Origin of the sequence: Burkholderia sp. AU33803 (assembly GCF_002223095.1) — a bacterium.
Taxonomy (GTDB): domain Bacteria; phylum Pseudomonadota; class Gammaproteobacteria; order Burkholderiales; family Burkholderiaceae; genus Burkholderia.
In genome coordinates, this window is sequence record NZ_NKFJ01000006.1 from 1,723,508 (window position 1) to 1,742,646 (window position 19,139).

The 19,139-nt window shown below is 68.4% G+C and carries 14 protein-coding genes; 9 read left to right on the forward strand and 5 right to left on the reverse strand.

Annotation, left to right across the window (positions count from 1 at the left end; all coding sequences use genetic code 11):
* Positions 1-50 precede the first annotated feature (50 nt).
* Positions 51-1,079, reverse strand: coding sequence for an alcohol dehydrogenase AdhP (gene adhP, locus CFB41_RS24945; protein WP_047849938.1), 1,029 nt, complete (start codon positions 1,077-1,079; stop codon positions 51-53).
* Positions 1,080-1,658: 579 nt separating this feature from the next.
* Here adhP and CFB41_RS24950 point away from each other — a divergent pair.
* The 3 genes from CFB41_RS24950 (at position 1,659) to otsA (ending at position 7,913) form a co-directional block, all read left to right on the forward strand.
* On the forward strand, positions 1,659-3,737 hold the full coding sequence (locus CFB41_RS24950; RefSeq protein ID WP_256941166.1) for a TonB-dependent receptor: 2,079 nt from the start codon (positions 1,659-1,661) through the stop codon (positions 3,735-3,737).
* 466 nt (positions 3,738-4,203) lie between these two features.
* Positions 4,204-5,823: a methyl-accepting chemotaxis protein gene (locus CFB41_RS24955; protein ID WP_089442422.1), complete on the forward strand. Its 1,620-nt coding sequence runs from the start codon at positions 4,204-4,206 to the stop codon at positions 5,821-5,823.
* A 683-nt stretch (positions 5,824-6,506) separates the two neighbouring features.
* Entirely contained in the window at positions 6,507-7,913 is a 1,407-nt protein-coding gene (gene otsA, locus CFB41_RS24960; protein WP_089442420.1) for an alpha,alpha-trehalose-phosphate synthase (UDP-forming), read from the forward strand.
* A 16-nt stretch (positions 7,914-7,929) separates the two neighbouring features.
* Here otsA and CFB41_RS24965 read toward each other — a convergent pair whose 3' ends face one another.
* Both CFB41_RS24965 and ftsH read right to left on the reverse strand, forming a co-directional pair.
* Positions 7,930-8,397: an OsmC family protein gene (locus CFB41_RS24965; protein WP_089458275.1), complete on the reverse strand. Its 468-nt coding sequence runs from the start codon at positions 8,395-8,397 to the stop codon at positions 7,930-7,932.
* An 83-nt stretch (positions 8,398-8,480) separates the two neighbouring features.
* Positions 8,481-10,457: an ATP-dependent zinc metalloprotease FtsH gene (gene ftsH, locus CFB41_RS24970; RefSeq protein ID WP_089458276.1), complete on the reverse strand. Its 1,977-nt coding sequence runs from the start codon at positions 10,455-10,457 to the stop codon at positions 8,481-8,483.
* 480 nt (positions 10,458-10,937) lie between these two features.
* Here ftsH and CFB41_RS24980 point away from each other — a divergent pair, with 480 nt between their 5' ends.
* Positions 10,938-12,602 carry an acid phosphatase gene (locus CFB41_RS24980; RefSeq protein WP_089458277.1) on the forward strand — a complete coding sequence of 555 codons (1,665 nt, stop codon included), beginning with the start codon at positions 10,938-10,940 and terminating at the stop codon, positions 12,600-12,602.
* Between the two features lie 109 nt (positions 12,603-12,711).
* Here the strand turns inward: CFB41_RS24980 and CFB41_RS24985 are convergent, their stop codons facing one another.
* Together CFB41_RS24985 and CFB41_RS24990 are read right to left on the reverse strand one after the other, a co-directional pair.
* Positions 12,712-14,208, reverse strand: a complete 1,497-nt coding sequence (locus tag CFB41_RS24985; RefSeq protein WP_089458278.1) for an FAD-dependent oxidoreductase — start codon at positions 14,206-14,208, stop codon at positions 12,712-12,714.
* A 264-nt stretch (positions 14,209-14,472) separates the two neighbouring features.
* Entirely contained in the window at positions 14,473-14,682 is a 210-nt protein-coding gene (locus CFB41_RS24990) for a hypothetical protein (protein ID WP_089458279.1), read from the reverse strand.
* 461 nt (positions 14,683-15,143) lie between these two features.
* Here CFB41_RS24990 and CFB41_RS24995 point away from each other — a divergent pair, with 461 nt between their 5' ends.
* From CFB41_RS24995 to CFB41_RS25015, 5 genes are read left to right on the forward strand one after another with little or no spacing between them, the layout of a single operon-like run.
* A complete protein-coding gene (locus tag CFB41_RS24995) occupies positions 15,144-15,560 on the forward strand; it encodes a nuclear transport factor 2 family protein (protein WP_089458982.1) in 417 nt (138 codons plus the stop codon).
* A gap of 3 nt (positions 15,561-15,563) precedes the next feature.
* Entirely contained in the window at positions 15,564-16,421 is an 858-nt protein-coding gene (locus CFB41_RS25000; protein WP_089458280.1) for an SDR family NAD(P)-dependent oxidoreductase, read from the forward strand.
* Between the two features lie 38 nt (positions 16,422-16,459).
* The gene (locus tag CFB41_RS25005) at positions 16,460-17,218 is read left to right on the forward strand and encodes an SDR family oxidoreductase (protein ID WP_089458281.1); all 759 of its coding nucleotides are present in this window, start codon (positions 16,460-16,462) and stop codon (positions 17,216-17,218) included.
* A 37-nt stretch (positions 17,219-17,255) separates the two neighbouring features.
* On the forward strand, positions 17,256-18,092 hold the full coding sequence (locus CFB41_RS25010; protein WP_089458282.1) for an SDR family NAD(P)-dependent oxidoreductase: 837 nt from the start codon (positions 17,256-17,258) through the stop codon (positions 18,090-18,092).
* A 58-nt stretch (positions 18,093-18,150) separates the two neighbouring features.
* Positions 18,151-19,059, forward strand: coding sequence for an NAD(P)-dependent oxidoreductase (locus CFB41_RS25015; RefSeq protein WP_089458283.1), 909 nt, complete (start codon positions 18,151-18,153; stop codon positions 19,057-19,059).
* Positions 19,060-19,139: the final 80 nt, after the last annotated feature.

Genomic DNA, 19,139 nt, shown 5'->3' on the forward strand with positions numbered 1-19,139 from the left:
CAGCGTGGTGCCGTCGCTCCATTGACGGCACGTGCGCGGCGCGCATCACGTCAATGCATGTCCGTCAGCACGATGCGTCCATCGACCTTGCCTTCGCGCAGCTTTGCGAACACGTCGTTGATGTTGCCGAGCCGGTCGCGATGGATATGCGCGCGCACCAGGCCGTCGGCCGCGAAGTCGAGCGATTCCTGCAGGTCGCGCCGCGTACCGACGATCGACCCGCGCACGGTGATGCCGTTCAGCACGGTCGAGAAGATCGGCAACGGGAAATCGCCGGGCGGCAAGCCGTTGAGTGCCACCGTGCCGCCGCGCCGCACCATCCCGAGCGCCTGCGCGAATGCACTGCGCGACACGGCCGTGACGAGCACGCCATGCGCACCGCCGATCTCCTTCTGGATCACCTTGGCCGGATCGTCGATCGACGCGTCGATCGTCAGTTCCGCGCCGAGCTGCCGCGCCAGCGCGAGCTTGTCGGGTGAAATGTCGATGGCCGCGACGTGCAGGCCCATCGCACGCGCATACTGCACGGCCACATGGCCGAGGCCGCCGATGCCGGAGATCGCGAGCCACTGGCCCGGGCGCGTATCGGTGACGCGAATGCCCTTGTAGACGGTGACACCCGCGCACAGGATCGGCGCGATCTCGTCGAACGCAACCTGCGCGGGCAAATGACCGACGTAGTCGGGATCGGCCAGCACGTATTCCGCGTAGCTGCCGTTCACCGAATAACCGGTGTTCTGCTGGCCGTGGCACAGCGTTTCCCAGCCCGTGTGGCAGTACTCGCAATGGCCGCAGGCCGTGTAGAGCCACGGCACGCCCACGCGATCCCCCTCGCGCACGTGCGTGACGCCCGCACCGACCGCCGCGACGATGCCCACGCCTTCATGCCCCGGAATGAACGGCAACGTCGGCTTGACCGGCCAGTCGCCATCGGCCGCGTGCAGGTCGGTGTGGCACACACCCGATGCCTTGATGTTGACGAGGATCTGGCCGGGCCCCGGCGTCGGCACGGGCACTTCCTCGATGCGCAGCGGTTCGCCGAATGCGTGCACGACGGCCGCTTTCATGGTTTGGGTCATGGGTCGCTCCTGCCTGGTCAATGAGCGATCCAGTATCCGGTTTCGGAATCGAACGACGTTGATACGCATCAACACGCGGGCAATGCACGGCGATGGCCACCGCTACAAGACGTCGCACCGTCGCGCGACGCAGCATCGCGCTGGCTCCCGACCCAGGAGCGGAGGGCCGCGCCCGCTGCATCGATCAGCGCAGGGCTGCTTCCGGCGGGCCGCTTCGACGGACACCAAACGCAGGCAACACGCACCTGGCCCGCGTATCGGCAACGCGTCGGCGTGCGCATCGCGTCGTCGGGTCCAGGCGATCGTTCCGAACACCGCGCAGGCGGTTTCCACTCCCGCCGCCATTTCATCCATCCGACAGAAACCCGACAGGATCCCGCCATCCGGCTTGGATTTTGAAATGATATAACATATCATTTCGCGTGCTCGTCCGCCTGACGCCGTTCCACTGTGGGTGGCCGAGCCTCGCCGAGCCATGTTCCAACGGGTCACTGCGCGCCACTGACGCAACAATATATCGTATCCGGCCGTGACCTGCATCGCTCGTTATCCGATCCGATTCCAACCGATTCACCGACCATGCGCGACCTCCCTCGTCTACCGCTTCGCCCGCTCTCGTCCCTTTCGCTGATGCTGTTCGCCGCCGTCGCGCACGCGCAGACCGAACCGGCCGCCGTGTCCGGCACGCCGCCGACCACCACGCTCGCCCCGATCTTCGTGACCGCGAACCCGCTCGGCGACAACGAACTGATCGCGCCGACCGCCCAGCTTTCCGGCGATGCGCTGACGCGCCGCCAGGCCGATTCGCTCGGCGAAACGCTGAACGGGCTGCCCGGCGTGTCGACCACCACCTACGGGCCGATGGTCGGCCGCCCGATCATCCGCGGGATGGATGGCGACCGGATCCGGCTGCTGCAGAACGGCGTCGCGGCATACGACGCATCGTCGCTGTCGTACGACCATGCGGTGCCGCAGGACCCGCTGTCGATCGAACGCGTCGAGATCGTGCGCGGCCCGGCCGCGCTGCTGTACGGCGGCAATGCGGTGGGCGGCGTCGTCAACACGATCGACAACCGGATTCCGCGCGAAGCGATCGAGGGCGTGACGGGCGCGCTCGACGCGCGCTACGGCGGCGCGAACTCGGTGCGCGCGGGCGCCGCGCAGGTCGAAGGCGGCAACGGCCGCTTCGCGTTCCACGTCGACGCGTTCGACCGCGAGACGAGCAAGCTGCGGATTCCCGGCTACGCGCGCAGCAGCGCGCAACGCGCGATCGACGGCCCCGATGCGCCGCAGCCGTACGGCAACGTGCCGAACAGCGACGGCCGCGTGCACGGCGGCGCGGTGGGCGCGTCGTACACGTGGGCGGACGGTTTCGCGGGCCTGTCCTACAGCGGCTACGAATCGAACTACGGCTCCGTCGCGGAAAGCGACGTGCGGCTGCGGATGCGCCAGGAGCGCCTCGCGCTCGCGTCCGAGGTGCGCAACCTGAGCGGGCCGTTCACGAAGCTGAAATTCGACTTCGCGTACACCGACTACCGTCACAAGGAAGTCAACAACGGCGAAACCGCGACCACCTTCCGCAATCGCGGCTACGAGGCCCGCATCGAGGCAACGCATCGCAAGATCGGCCCGTTCGAAGGCGCGATCGGCGTGCAGTTCGGCCAGAACACGTTCTCCGCGCTCGGCGACGAATTGCTCGTGCCGTCCACGCGCACCAACAGCGTCGCGCTGTTCGGCCTCGAGGAATGGCAGGTCGTCCCCGCGCTGAAGCTGAGCCTCGGCGGCCGCTTCGAACACGTGAAGGTCGATCCCGATCCGGCCGGCGTCGAGAAATTCGCGGGGGCGCAGCCGCGCGAATTCAACGCGGGCAGCCTGTCGGCCGGCGCACTGTTCTCGCTGACGCCCGTCTGGTCGGTGGCGGTCAACGTCGCGTACACCGAACGCGCGCCGACCTTCTACGAGCTGTATTCGAACGGCCCGCACGATGCGACCGGGCAGTTCCTGATCGGCAACCCGAACGCGTCGAAGGAAAAGGCGGTGTCGACCGACCTGTCGCTGCGCTACGCGAGCGGCCCGAATCGCGGCAGCGTCGGCGTGTTCTACAACCGCTTCTCGAACTACCTGACCGAGTACAACACCGGCCGCGTCGTGGACGGCGACGACGAGCCCGTCGCGCCCGGCACCGACGGCGCGCTGAACGAAGCGATCTATCGCGGCGTGCGCGCCGAGTTCTACGGCATCGAGCTGGACGGCAAGTGGCGCGCGTTCGCGCGGCGCGGCCACACGGTCGACCTCGAACTGACGGCCGACTACACACATGCGCGCAACGTGGACACGGGCCAGCCGCTGCCACGCATCGCGCCGCTGCGCGCGACGCTCGCGGCCGACTACGGTTACGGCCCGTTCGGTGCGCGGGCGCAGGTCACGCATGCGTGGTCGCAGCATCGCGTGCCCGACAACGATTTCTCGACGGACGGCTACACGTCGCTCGGCGTGATGCTGACGTACAAGTTCCGCGTCGGCCCGACGCACTGGCTCGCGTACCTGCGCGGCGACAACCTGACGAACCAGGAAATCCGCTATTCGACCTCGGTCGTGCGCGGCTTCGCGCCGCAAGGCGGCCGCAGCGTGATGGCCGGGCTGCGCACCACGTTCTGACCGTCTCATGGTCCGCGGCGCCCGCCGCGGGCCTCGCTCCGGCGCCCCCTCTGCGCCGCGAGTTTCCGTTGATCCGCGATAACCGCCAATCGTGCGGCATTCGCCGTCGACGCTCACCGGTTCCCTCCCCAATTAAATCGAAACCAATCCCGATATTCATCCATAAATCGAAACAGATTCATCAGACAATTATTAGCAAAACGACGGTTTTTGTTTCACCCACGAAAACCGGTTTCAAATTCCACGTATAAACCTTTTAATCACGGGCACTCCGCCGATTTTTGATCAAAATCAGGAGAGCCCTACTGGCAACGATTCCAGCGCGAAAAAAACTAATATCAGGGTTTTCGAAGGGTAAAGAATCATCCCGTATACCCGTTAATGCCGACACGAGCCCGTATCTGGTCGAACAATAAATTCAATTCGTCAACCACACGCACAGAGGCACACTGTGAAAATCGCCAGAATGAGCATCAAAACAAAACTCCTTGGCGGCTTCGGCCTGCTCGCCGCGGTCGTCGTGATCGTGTCGGGCATGGCACTCAAGGCGCTATCCGATACGAACGCCGAATTTTCCCGCTACATGAGCGGCATCAATGCACGAGCGACCGTTTCCGCGCAAATCCGCACCGCGGTCGACCGGCGCGCGATCGCCGCGCGCAACCTCGTGCTCACGACCAAACCGTCCGACCTCGAGCTTGAACTGGCCGAGGTGAACCAGGCGCACAAGGACGTGCAGGATCGCCTCGCGAAGCTCAAGGACCTGATGGCGAACGCCACGGACACCTCCGATCGCGCGCGCGAACTGGTCGCCGACATCGTGCGCATCGAAGCCAGCTACGGGCCCGTCGCCCTGCGCATCGTCGGGCTCGCGCAGGCCGGCAAGAAGGACGAGGCGATCGCCGACATCGACGACAACTGCCGGCCGTTGCTCGCGCAACTGGTGCGCGCAACCGATGCATACGCAACCTATACGCATGAACGCGAGCTCGCGATCGCGCAGCAGTTCGCGGATCGCTATGCGATGGAACGCAACCTGCTGGCCGGCATCTGCCTGATCGCGGTCGTGGTCGCGGCATCCGGCGGCCTGTGGCTGACGCGCAAGATCACGGTGCCGATCGGCTCGGCCGTGGACGTCGCGCGCACGGTCGCGAACGGCGATCTCGGCAGCCGCATCGACGTGAGCGGCAACGACGAGACGCGCGATCTGCTCGACGCGCTGCGAACGATGAACGAGCGGCTGATCGGCATCGTCGGCCGCGTGCGCGATTCGTCGAACAGCATCGCGCATGCGGTCAGCGAGATCGCATCGGGCAACCTCGACCTGAGCCAGCGCACCGAGGAACAGGCCGCGTCGCTGCAGGAAACCGCCGCGACGATGGAGGAATTCACGTCGACGGTGCGCCTGAACGCGGAGAACGCGCAACAGGCCAGTTCGCTCGCCGCGAACGCATCGGACGTCGCGCAGCGCGGCAGCGCGGTGGTCGGCCGCGTGGTCGACACGATGACGGAGATCGGCCACAGCTCGTCGAAGATCGCGGACATCACGGGCATCATCGAAGGCATCGCGTTCCAGACCAACATCCTGGCGCTGAACGCGGCCGTCGAAGCCGCGCGTGCGGGCGAACAGGGTCGCGGCTTCGCGGTGGTTGCAAGCGAGGTGCGCAGCCTCGCGCAACGTTCGTCGACGGCGGCGAAGGAGATCAAGGAACTGATCTCCGCGTCGGTGCAGACGATCCGCGACGGTTCCGAACTCGCGGGCGAAGCCGGCAAGACGATGTCGGACGTCACGCAGGCCGTCGCGCGCGTGACGGACATCATGGGCGAGATCGCGGCCGCGTCGGCCGAGCAGAGCCGCGGCATCGACCAGGTGAACCTGACGATCACGCAGATGGACGAGACGACCCAGCAGAACGCGGCGCTCGTCGAGCAGGCCGCGGCCGCATCGAAGTCGCTCGAGGCGCAAGGCCGCGAGCTGTCCGAAACGGTGGCCGCGTTCCGGATGCCGTCCGGCACGCACGGGGCGTCGCCGGGCGCGTACGCGCAAGCGCCCGCCGCGCATCACTGGCAACCGGCCACGGCGTAACCGCGGAACTGCGGAACTGCGGAACTGCATAATCGATACCGCACCGGGACGACGATGCGCCCGCTGCTCCGCAGATCCGCTTGCGTCGCGCTTGCGCGCACTGCGCGATGCGCGGCCGCACGCGGCACGCGGCACGCGGTGCAGCTACGTATCGTCACCGTCCGACGCGGCCGGTTCTCATGCGCGACGTCGCGCTGCACCGATTCGCATCACGCGTGCGCAGCACGCATACGCGTCGCTCGGTGCCGCTCGCACGTCGGCACCGCCACGGCATCGCCGGTCGCTTCCGCCGACCGGCGCGGGCCGCGTGCGCACGTCATGAAACGCACATCGTCACGCTCGATTGCGCGTGACGTGCCCGCCTCCTCATCACACGACGCACGCTGAATGGGCAGCGCTGCGCAAGATTCGGTCCCGCCCATAATTCTCACGCTGCCACACCGGCGTCATGGAAATCGCGCCGCATTCGCACGCGCGTCGCGCGCCGATGCAGACTTTTAAAACAGCCGAATGACGAGTATGCTTAAAAAAGCACTCCGCAATCGGACAGCGAGTCGCGTGCCCTGACCCCCGTCCGATCGCATTGCGGCCCTGTCGCTGCGCGCACCGCGCATCGATGGCGGCGTCTGCTTCTCGCGCCACGGCCGCACGAACCTTTCCCTCAACAATCGTCAGGAGAGCTGGTGAGCCGACTCGTCGTCGTATCCAATCGCATTGCAGATCCCCGTAAAGCCGCGGCCGGCGGGCTCGCCGTCGCCGTGAAGGACAGCCTGCAGGAATCCGGCGGCGTCTGGTTCGGCTGGAGCGGGAGGTTACGCGGCGGCGACGACCAGCCTGCGCACGGCGACGAGGTGCAGATCCAGAACGTCGGCGGCATCCAGCTCGCGACGATCGATCTCGATCCGCAGGATTACGACGCGTACTACCTCGGCTATTCGAACAACGTGCTGTGGCCGGTGTTTCACTACCGCCTCGATCTCGCGCAGTTCGACCGCCGCTTCGCCGACGGCTACCGGCGCGTGAACCAGCTGTTCGCGCGCAAGCTGCGCACGCTGCTGCGCCCCGACGACACCATCTGGGTCCACGACTACCAGCTGATTCCGCTCGCCGCCGAGTTGCGTGCGATGGGCTGCACGAACCCGATCGGCTTCTTCCTGCACATTCCGATGCCGCCGCCGCCGATCATGGCCGCGATCCCGGAGCACGAATGGCTGATGCGGTCGCTGTTCGCCTACGATCTCGTCGGCTTCCAGACCGAGTCGGACCTGCTTCACTTCGAGCATTACGTCGAAGCGGAAGCCGGCGCCGCGCGGCTGCCCGACGGCCGCCTGCGCGCGTTCGGCCGCACGCTGTCGGCCGGCGCATTCCCGATCGGCATCAACGTCGACGAGTTCGAATCGCTCGCCCGCGATCGCGACGGCCTCGACATGTTCGAGCGGATGCGCGATGAATACTCGCGCCGCCAGTTGCTGGTCGGCGTCGACCGCCTCGACTACACGAAGGGGCTGCCGCAGCGCGTGAATGCATTCCGCCAGTTGCTCGAGCAATATCCGGAGAACCGCAACCGCGCGACGCTGATCCAGATCGCCGCGCCGAGCCGCGAGGATCTCGGCGCGTACGACGACCTGCGGCGCGAGATGGACAGCCTCTGCGGCGCGATCAACGGCGACTACGGCGAACTCGAATGGATGCCGATGCGCTACATTCACCGCACCGTCGCGCGCAAGCGCTTGCCGGGCCTGTACCGCGCGAGCCGCGTCGCGCTCGTCACGCCGCTGCGCGACGGGATGAACCTCGTCGCGAAGGAATTTCTCGCGGCGCAGGATGCCGCCGATCCGGGCGTGCTCGTGCTGTCGCGTTTCGCCGGCGCGGCCGAGCAGTTGAAGTCGGCACTGCTCGTCAATCCGTACGACACGCAAGGCACCGCGCAGGCGATCCAGCGCGCGCTCACGATGCCGCTCGAAGAACGCCGCCAGCGTCACGCGGCGCTGATGGCAATCGTGCGCAAGACCGACGTGCACTGGTGGCGCACGCGCTTTCTCAACGCGCTCGCCGAGGCAGCCGAAGTCGCGGCCGCGGCCGAATCCTGACCCGCCTGACGCGCGCTCACGCGTGCGTCGCCGCGTGTTCGAGCGCCGCGCCGTTCACGTCGCACAGGTCCACCGACACCGGAATGCCTTCGCGCAGGCTCTCCGTCAGTACGCAGTACGCATCGAACTGATCGAGCACGCGCTGCGCGGCTGCGAGATCGGCCCACGTCTTGCCGATCGACAGCCGTACCGACATCGCGCCCACGCGCACCCTGCCCGCATCGTTCTGCACCATGTCGACGTCGATATGCGCGGCAATCGGCTGCGGATCGACCTGCTGCTTTTCCAGCGCGAACTGCAGGCTCGCCGCGAGACAGGTCGCGACGGCCGCGGCCAATAGCCGGATCGGGTTCGGCCCGCGTCCGTCGCCGTGCGGAGGCGGTTCGTCGGTGAGCACCGGCGCCAGCGTCGTGCCGGCGAATACCACTTCGAAACAGAAACGCGCCTGCTGCGCGACATCGACCGATACGTGCGCCTCGCTCATGGCGACTCCGTGGAGATCAACGGGGAAAGGAATGACGGCACGCAGTCGCTTCGACGCGCGCCGCTCGCAGGTTCATGGGATCTTCAGCGCTCGGGTTCGCGTGGCGGCCCGTACGCGACGAAATCGCGCTCGACCGCGGACGCCTGCTCCGTCTCGACCGTGCCGCCGCGTGCGCCGGCTGCGTCGTCCGGTGGCGGCGTCGTGGCGGCCGGCGGTTCGACGCGCCCGTCGATCAGCGCCTGCAGCGCGTCGCGTTCGAGCACCTCGCATTGCAGCAGCCGACGCGCGATGCGTTCGAGCGCATCGCGGCGTTCGCCGAGCGTTGCCGCGACGCGCGCGTGCGCGTCGGCCAGCAGCGTGCGCACCTCGTCGTCGATCATCCGTGCGGTGTGCTCGCTGCAGCGCCCGTCGCCCGCATGCCACGCGCCCGGCATGCCCTGGCGCGCATCGCCGTCGTCGAACGTCGCGAGCCCGATCTTCTCGCTCATCCCGTACTGCATGACCATGTGGCGCGCCATCGCGGTCGCGCGCTCGAGATCGTTCTGCGCGCCCGTCGACACGTCGCCGAACACGAGCTCTTCGGCCACGCGGCCGCCAAGCAGCGCATCGATCCGGTCGAGCAGCTCGCTTCGGCGCAACACGTAGCGATCCTCGGTCGGCACCTGCTGCGTATAGCCGAGCGCCGCGACACCGCGCGGAATGATCGACACCTTCTTCACCGGATCGCAATGCGTGCGGCTTTCCGCGACGAGCGCGTGGCCGGCCTCGTGATACGCGATGGTCAGCTTCTCCTGCGCGTTCATCACGCGGCTCTTGCGCTCGAGGCCCGTCAACGCGCGGTCGATCGCCTCGTCGAAATCGGCCATGCCGATCGCCGGCTTGCCGAGTTCGGCCGCATGCAGCGCGGCCTCGTTGACGACGTTCGCGAGATCCGCGCCGACGAAGCCCGGCGTGCGCGACGCGAGTTCGCCGAGATCGACGTCGGCCGCGAGCTTCACGCGCTTCACGTGCACGCCGAGGATCTGCCTTCGGCCATTCACGTCGGGCCGGTCGATCGCGATGTGGCGATCGAAGCGGCCCGGCCGCAGCAGCGCGGGATCGAGGATCTCCGGCCGGTTCGTCGCGGCCATGATGATCACGCCGGAGCCGGCCTGGAAGCCGTCCATCTCGACGAGCAACTGATTGAGCGTCTGCTCGCGTTCGTCGTTGCCCGACATCGGGCCGACGCCGCGCACCTTGCCGAGCGCATCGAGCTCGTCGACGAACACGATGCACGGCGCCTTCTGCTGCGCCTGCTCGAACAGGTCGCGCACGCGCGCCGCGCCCACGCCGACGAACATCTCGACGAACGCCGAGCCGCTGATCGAGAAGAACGGCACGGCTGCCTCGCCGGCCACCGCGCGCGCAAGCAGCGTCTTGCCGGTGCCCGGCGCGCCGACCACGAGCACGCCCTTCGGAATCTTGCCGCCGAGCCGCTGGTAACGGTCGGGGTTGCGCAGGAACGCGACGAGCTGCTGCAGCTCGGCCTTCGCTTCGTCGATGCCCGCGATATCGTCGAACGTGATGCCGGTTTCCTGCTGCACGTACACCCGCGCCCGGCTCTTGCCCATCCCGGTGAAATCCTGCAGCCCGCCGCGCCGGCGCACCATCATGTTCCAGATGAACACGAACAGCACGAGCGGCAGCAGCCACGACGCCAGCGATGCGATCCAGCTCGTGTCGGACGCACCGTGATAGCGGATGCCGGCGGCGGTCAGCGTGTCGGTCAGGTGCTCGTCGGTCACGCGGTTGGTCGTGAAGCGCCACGGCGCGCCGGCCTGCCGCACGGCCGCGGCTTCGGACGCCGGCAGCAGCGTGCCGGCCTGCGGCATCTTCAGCGTGCCTGAGATCGATACGGGGCCGATTTCGAGATCGTCGACGAGCCGGGCAGCGACGAGCTGGTGGAAATCGCTGTACGCGATCGGCGCCGACGTCGGGCGCAGCATCAACAACTGCGCGGCGAACAGCACGAAGAAGCCCGCCGCGATCAGCAATCCCGGGTAGTCGAATTTCCTGTTCATGGCAGCGGGCCGGACGTGCGCGCTACGCTTGCGTTGCGCGGCACGGCGGACGGGTGCGGGCACGCGCCCAGCCGGCGCGCGCCATCGGCGGCCATGCGGAAGCGGCATTCATGCGCGCCATCGTCGCCTCGCTTCATCGCCTCGTTCGTCGCATCAATGGCTCCGCGGCGACGCCGTGAGCCGGCGCCGCCGGGCAACCCTCGCCCGGGCGGCACGCTGCGACGCGCCGCCCCTGATTCCAGTCTAGTTCTCGCGCGGGCGTCGCGCATGACGCGAGACGCACGTCGAATCGTCCGACAAACACCTTTCACCCACCCCGTTGCCGCGTTATAGTCGCGTTCGTGACATTTTTGTGACAGATGAATCGCGCCGGTCCAGCCGTAACCGGGGCCGTTGCTTTCCATCCCGCCGCGCGGCAGCCTGTGCGACGCCGCCGCGCATCACGCCCCCGTCCACCCGCCCATTCGAGGAGCCCACGACGTGAACGACACCCCCGATCGCCCCGACACCCTTCCCGCCGATCCCGACCGCCGCCGCGTGCTCGGCGGCCTCGCCGCGCTCGGTGCGGGTGTCGCGCTCAGCGGCTGTGAAACCACGGCGGGCAGCGCACCGCGTTCGGCCGCCGACCTGCGCATCGACGAAGCGTTGCGCCAGCGCGTGCGGCACATCGTCGTGATCTATGCGGAAAACCGCAGCTTCGCGAATCTGTACGGCGATTTCCCGGGCGTGCGCCATCCGCTGAGCGAGGTGCGCGCCGAACACGCGCAGCAGCTCGATCGCGACGGCAAGACGCCGCTGCCCGTGCTGCCGAAGATCTGGGGCGGGCTCGTGCCGCAGGCACAGGAAGTGGACGGCAAGCGCTACGCGATCGCCGAGCGCGACATCGACAAGCTGCCGAACGCGCCGTTCCTGATCAAGGATGCACAGGGCAACGCGCTGCCGAACGGCGTGATCACGCGCGACCTGTGGCACCGCTTCTACCAGAACCAGATGCAGATCGCGGGTGGCCGCAACAACCAGTTCGCCGCGTGGGCCGATTCGGGCGGCCTCGTGATGGGCCACTACCGCAATTCGGCCGACACGCTGCGGCTGTGGAATCTCGCGCGGCAATACACGCTGTGCGACAACTTCTTCATGGCGGCCTTCGGCGGGTCGTGGATGAACCACATGTTCCTGATCTCCGCGCAGCCGCCGCTGTATCCGGACGCGCACAAGCATCCGCATGCGGCGAAACTGCTGTCGAAGGTCGAAGGCGACGATCCAGCCGGTACGCGCCTGAAGCTCGCCGATAATTCGCCCGCGTCCGCGCTCGACGGCCCGCCGAAGTTCGTGGCCGACGGCCCGCTGACGCCGGACGGCTACGGCGTGAACACGATGGCGCCGCCGTACCAGCCGAGCTACGTGCCGCCGCCCGATCCGGGCAACGCCGCGTATGCGGATCCCGCCGACCATCGCGTGATGCCGCCGCAGGGCTATGCGACGATCGGCGATCGCCTGTCGGAAAAGAACGTCGACTGGGCGTGGTACAGCGGCGCATGGCAGTACGCACTCGAGCATCGCGACACGGGCACCGTGCCCGATTTCCAGTACCACCACCAGCCGTTCAACTATTTCGCGAACTACGCGCCGGGCACCGACGCGCGCCGCAAGCACCTGCGCGACGCGGGGCTCGGCGACGAGCCGTCGACCAACCACTTCATCGCCGACATCGACGCGGGCCGCCTGCCGGCCGTCACGTTCTACAAGCCGCAGGGCAACCTGAACATGCATGCAGGCTACGCGGACATCGAATCGGGCGACCGTCACATCGCGACCGTGATCGACCATATCCGGCGCGGGCCGCAATGGGACCACACCGTGATCGTGATGACGCACGACGAGAACGGCGGCTGGTGGGATCACGTCGCGCCGCCGGAAGGCGACCGCTGGGGGCCGGGTTCGCGGATTCCGGCGCTCGTGATCTCGCCGTTCGCGAAGAAGGGCTTCGTCGATCACACGCTTTACGACACGAACTCGATCCTGCGCTTCATCAGCCGCGTACACGGGCTCGCGCCGCTCGACGGCGTGGTCGCGCGCAACAAGGCGTTCGCCGCGCGCGGCGCGACGCCGCCGGGTGATCTGACGAATGCGCTCGATCTCGGCTAAGGGTCGCCCAATCTGAGAGGTTGGCTGCCTGGCCGCCTGGCTGCTTGAAACGACGACGCCCCGGGCGATGCGATTGCCCGGGGCGTCGTTCATTTCCGGCCTGAAAACGCTAAGCGGCGCGGCGCACCGCGTCGCACTCCACCTGCGCGGCGTGGCGCCCGGCCTGCCGGCCGAAGAACGTCGCGTCGGCCAGCGACAGCCCCGAGCTGTACCCGGCGCCCCAGCGCGGCAGCCCGCAGGTCGTGCGGCCCGCCGCATAGAGCCCCGGCACCGGCGCGCGTGTTGCATCGACCACCTGCCCGGTCGGCAGCGTATCGAGCCCGCCGAGCGTGAAGTGCGGATAGAACGCATAGTCGATCCGGCAATCGAGCGCGACGAACGGCGGCTCGATCAGCGGCTGCAGCCACTTCTTCGCCTTGTGGAACAGCGGATCGGTGCCGTCGGCCGCATGGCGGTTGTAGACGTCGACGGTCGCCGCCAGCGTGCCGGCCGGCATCTGCAGGTCGCGTTCGACTTCCTCCCACGTTTCGCCGGCCGCCGCGATGCCGATTCGCGCGATCGCGGGCGGCTCCTGGTAGGTGGCCTGATCGACGAGCAGGTAGATCCGGTCGTCGGCCTGATGGAACGCGTGATGGCCCGTGCGACCGTGATAGCCGTCCTCGTTGATGAAACGCTGGCCGCGCGCGTTCACGAAGATCCCCTTGATCAGCGATTCGGGCGCGTAGAACGGCAGGCTGACGAAGCCTTGATCCATGTGAATCGCCGCGCCGCCCGCGCTCTGGCCGAGCAGGATGCCCGAGCCATCGTCGCCGGGGCTGCCGATCGGTTCGTCCGAGCGCAGGAACTGCGGCGCATGCCGGCGCACCATGTCGCGGTTCATCGCGAAGCCGCCCGCGCACAGGATCACCGCGCGACGCGCCCGGACGAATGCCGTCTCGCCATAGGCGCGCAGCACGACGCCGCGCACCGCGCCGCCGTCGTCGACGATCAACGCGAGCGCGCGCGTGTCGTAGCGCGTCGCGACGCCGAGCGCCGCCACACGTTCGGCCAGCACGCGCATCAGCATCTGTCCGCCGCCCCAGCCCGGCCATTGCGGCGTGTGCCCGCGCGGGCACGGCTTTGCGGCCTCGCTGAACGGCCAGGCTTCCTCGCTGCCCGACCAGATCAGGCAATCGTCGGTTTCCGGTTCGACGATCCGCTCGGCGATGAACGTGTTCTTGTAGGTCAGGCCCTGCGCGACGAGCCAGTCGTGGTGCGCCAGGCTGTCGTTCGCGTAGAGGCGCACCTTCGCCTCGTCGGCGTCGCGGCCGCCGGCCAGCATCAGGTAGCGGTACAGATCCTCGGTGTCGTCGGTAAAACCGGCCTGCCGCTGCGCGGGCGTGCCGCCGCTGCCGCCGAGGTAGATCTCGCCGCCCGACAGCGCGCTCGTGCCGCCGTAGCTCGACGCACGTTCGACGATCAGCGTGTCGGCGCCGGCGCTCGCGGCCTCGATCGCCGCGCACGCGCCGGCCGCGCCGAAGCCGACGATCACGACATCGTGTTCGGCATCCCAGCGATGCACGTCGCGGGTATTCAGGGGGTGAGTCAGGGAATAGTCGGATGACATGACGAATGGGTCAGCGTTTGGAAATGTGCGGAAAACGACGGAAGTGGCGAAGGTCTGACGCGGACGTCACCGCGTTGCCTCGTTGCCGAGACGGACGTGCAACGGGGCGCGTGCAAGACGCCCACCGTCTCACGCCCGGTTGAAGTCGAATCACGTGAAGCGCGATCGGCGCGCGGTGATTCCACCGTGGTCGTAGCGGAAGGCATCCGTACGCCATCGCGCCGCCATGCCTTCCGCGCTGCGCGGCGCGCGGCCGCGCCGGTGTCACATGCCGCGCATCGCGGCGAAACCGAAGTGCGACGGATCGATCGGCACGCAACCGGCCGGCAGGCCGTTCACGTCGACCGAACGGCATTGCAGGATGCCGGCCGCATACGGCGGCGACGGGACCTGATCGGCGCCGTATCGCGCCATCGCCATGGCAGCGAACGTGCCTATCGCCAATACGCACAGCTTGCGAGTCGTCAGTCTCATGATCGTCGTCCCCTCCGGTTGTCCGCTGGTGCGGTTCGTGTCCGGCGTGCATCACATGCGGCGCCGGATGACTGCACGGTAGCCAGCGCCCGGCCGCCGGCCATCGTCCATTTCGACTAGGGGCAAACGCTGAGCGGACGATGCGCGGCCTGACGCATCGCAACATCACGCGCCACGGCTTCGCCCACGCGGAGCAAACGCGGCACGTCGCGCGCCTGCCGCAGCCGGCCGCACGAATCGTCAGACGCATCTCGCGCATGGGTCGCTGCGCCGCACCATCCCTGCGCCCTCACGTGATGCGTAGCGGCCTGCCCCGGTGTTTTCCCCGACCCGCGCCCTGCTCCGTATGGACGATGAATCCCGGCCTGCGCGATGCGAACCTGCGCGTCGACGTCGCACTGCCGTCGCGTCGGCCCGCCTTGCGCGGCCCACGCGTTCCGTTCTTCCACGGGAGCCCACGCATGACCGATTCCAATCCCCGCCACGCGCTGTACGAACTGGCGTGCCGCTACGCGCAAGCCGTCGACCGGCGCGACTGGCCACGCCTCACCACGCTCTTCACCCCCGATGCCACGCTGGCCGGCCCCGGCTTCCGCTTCGACAACCGCGACGCGATCGTCACGGGCATGCGCGTGATCGAGCGCTACGAAGCGACCCAGCATCACGTGCACAACCAGCTCGTCACGCTCGACGGCGACGAGGCCGACGTCGAGACCTACGGCGTCGCCTGCCACGTCTACGTGCGCGACGGCGTGAAGCGCAAGCTCGACTGGGGGCTGCGCTATCGCGACCGCTGTGTGCTCGACGGCGGCACGTGGCGCTTCGCCGCGCGCACGCTGCACGTCGACTGGGCGCAAGACCTGCCGCTGGAGGGCTGAACGATGCGCACCTCCGCTCCCCTCAACGGCCGCACTGCGCTCGTGACGGGCGGCGCCGGCGGCATCGGCGCGGCCTGCGCGCACGCGCTCGTCGCCGACGGCGCAGCCGTCGTGCTGATGGGCCGCCGCCACGACGCGCTCGAACGCACGCAGCGGCACCTGACCGACGCCGTGCCCGGCAGCCGCGTCGCGATCCATGCGGGCGACGCCTGCGACGAAGGCGACCTGCAGGCCGCCCTCGACTGCGCGTGGGCGCTCGACCAGCGCCTCGACATCGTCGTGCCGACGGTCGGCGGCGCGGGCTTCCGGCCGCTGCTGCTGCACGACGCCGACACCTTCCGCGCGGAAATCGACCTGAACCTGCACAGCGCGTTCGCCGCGATCCGTCATGCCGCGCCGCGGCTCGCCGACAGCGGCGGCGGCGCGATCGTCTGCATTTCGTCGACGGCCGCGCAGATCAATTTCCGCTGGCTGTCCGCGTACTGCACCGCGAAGGCCGCGCTCGAAGCGCTCGTACGCGGCGCGGCCGAGGAACTGGCCGGCGCGAAGATCCGCGTGAACGCGGTGCGCCCGGGCCTCACGCGCTCGGAAGCGACCGCGCCGATGTTCGAGGACCGCGCACTCGTCGACAGTTTTCTCGAGCACATCCCGCTCGGCACGCTCGGCGAACCCGACGCGATCGCGCATGCGGTGCGCTATCTCGCCGGCCCCGAGTCGGGCTGGGTGACCGGCCAGAGCTTCGCGGTCGACGGCGGCCACGAGCTGCGCACCAACCCGCGCGTGGACGACACGATCGCGCAGATCTACGGCACGGCCGCGCTCGACGCGATCAAGGCCGGTCGCGTACCGGGCGCCGCATGAGCGCGCCTTCTTTCAACGTCAAGGGAATCCGACCGACCATGAATCGAGTCGCAAACAAGATCGCGCTGATCACCGGCGCGGCAAGTGGCGTCGGCCGCGCGGATGCGCTGCTGCTCGCCGCCGAAGGTGCGCGTGTCGTGCTGACCGACATCGACGAGGACGCGGGCCGTGCGCTTGCCCGCGAGATCGGCGACGCGGCACTGTTCGTCTGCCACGACATCGCCGACGAAGCCGGTTGGCAGCAGGCGATCGCATCGACGCTCGAGCGCTTCGGCCGCCTCGACGTGCTCGTCAACAACGCGGCGATCTGCCCGGTCGGTTCGATCGAGGACACGAGCCTCGACACGTGGCGGCGCGTGATGCGGACCAACGCCGACGGCTATTTCCTCGGCTGCCAGCACGCGATCGGCGCGATGAAGGGCAACGACACGCCAGGCTCGATCGTGATGATGTCGTCGGTCGCCGCGCTCGGCGGGTTGCCGATGATGTGCGCGTACACCGGGTCGAAAGGCGCGGTGACGGCGCTCGCGCGCAGCGTCGCCGTGCACTGCAAGCGCAGCGGCTACCGGATCCGCTGCAATTCGATCCATCCGGACGGCATCTGGACGCCGATGACGCAGGCGCTGATGCCCGATCTCGACCCCGCCGCGCTCGGCATCGGCAGCGATCCGATGGCGCGCATGTGCGACCCGCAGGACGTCGCGAATCTCGTGCTGTTCCTCGCGTCCGACGAATCGCGTTTCGTGAACGGTGCGGAGCTGCGGATCGACAACGCGCAACTGGTGTCGTCGCTGTGACGCCGCCCACTGCCTTCCGGTTCAAAGGAGCCCATCGATGATTTCATTCACCGGCAAGGCCGTGCTGGTCACCGGCGGCGGAGCAGGCATCGGCCGCGCATGCGCGGAAGCGTTCGGCGCGGCCGGTGCGCGCGTCGCGGTAGCCGAGATCGACCCGGCCCGCGCGCAGGACGTGCGTCACGCACTCGAAGCGGCAGGCGTCGACGCGCTCGTCGGCACCGTGGACGTCACGCGCCGCGACGAGGTCGAAGCATTCGCGCGAAGCGTCGACGCGCGCTTCGGCGGCCTCGACGTGCTCGTCAACAACGTGGGCGATTTCCTGCAGATCGCGAAACCGTTCGACGACTGCACCGACGACGACATCGCACGGCTGTTCGACGTGAACCTGCGCCAGGTCTTCCTCGTCACGCGCGCGATGCTGCCGCTGCTGCGCAAGCGCGGCGCGGGCAGCAGCATCGTCGGCGTGTCGTCGATCGAAGGCTTTCGCGCGATTCCGAACTGCACCGTGTACGCGTCGTTCAAGGCCGCATTGACCGGCTTCACGAAGAGCCTTTCGCTCGAACTCGGGCCGGCCGGCATTCGGGTGAACCAGATCGCACCCGAAACCACCGAGACGCCGCAGGTGCCCGTCAGTGCGATGGTCGCGGCCGAGCATCACGGGCACATCCCGCGCTGGATCCCGCTCGGGCGCTTCGGCGCGGCCGGCGATATCGCGGGCGCCGCGCTGTTCCTCGCGAGCCCGCTCGCCGCGTGGGTCACCGGCACGACGCTGCATGTCGACGGCGGCGCGCTCGCGGCGGCCGGCTGGTATCGCGACCCGAACGGCGTCTGGACCAACCTGCCCGTCGTCACGGGCAACGGTTTCAATTTCTGAGCGGCACCGCTTGCCTGTTCATTTCACGCGGCGACATTGCGCCGCTTTCGGAGACATCATGAAGATCCTGATCGTCGGCGGCACCGGCCTCATCGGCGGCCATGCCGCGCTGCACCTGCATGCGCAGGGCAACCTCGTCACGCTCGCCGCGCGCAAGCCGCCCGCACCCGGCAGCGCGCTCGCGCAGTTCGACGTGCTGCTGCGCGATTACGTGGCCGGCAACTTCACACGCGACGACCTCGCACCGTTCGACGCCGTGGTGTTCGCGGCCGGCAACGACATCCGCCACCTGCCGCCCGGCACCGACGAAGCCGCGCACTGGGAACGCGCGAACGTCGACGCGGTGCCGCGCTTCTTCGCGCTGGCGCGCGAGGCAGGCGTGAAGCGTGCGGTGCTGGTCGGCAGCTTCTATCCGCAGGTCGCGCCGGCGCTGGTCGACACGGTGCCGTACGTGCGCTCGCGCCATCTCGCCGACGAACGCGTACGCGCGCTCGCGACGCCGTCGTTCGCAGTGTGCAGCGTCAACGCGCCGTTCGTCGTCGGGTCGGTGCCGGGGCTGCGCAACGAGATGTTCGCGGCGTACACCGGCTACGCGCAGGGCCAGTTCGCGGGGCTGCCCGTGTTCGGGCCGGCCGGCGGCAGCAACTTCATCTCGACGCAATCGCTGTCGGAAGCGATCTGGGGCGCACTGCAGCGCGGCGAAGCGGGCAAGGCGTACCTCGTCGGCGACGAGAATCTCAGCTTCGCCGACTACTTCGCGGCGTTCTTCCGCGCGGCCGGCAATCCGCGGGACGTGCCGTCGCTCGACCAGGAGCATCCGCTGTTGCCCGACATCGCGATCTACACGGGGCGCGGCAACGTCGTGTCGTACGAGCCCGATCCGGCCGACAGCGCGCTGCTGCGCTACCGGCGCGGCGACGTGCAGCGCGCGGTGGACGAAGTCGTCGCGCATTGCCGCGCGCAGTAGGCGAACGGCGCGTGTGGAGCGCCGATGCAAAACGTCCCGCCGCCGGCGATGCATGCCGGCGGCGGGACGTCAGGATGACT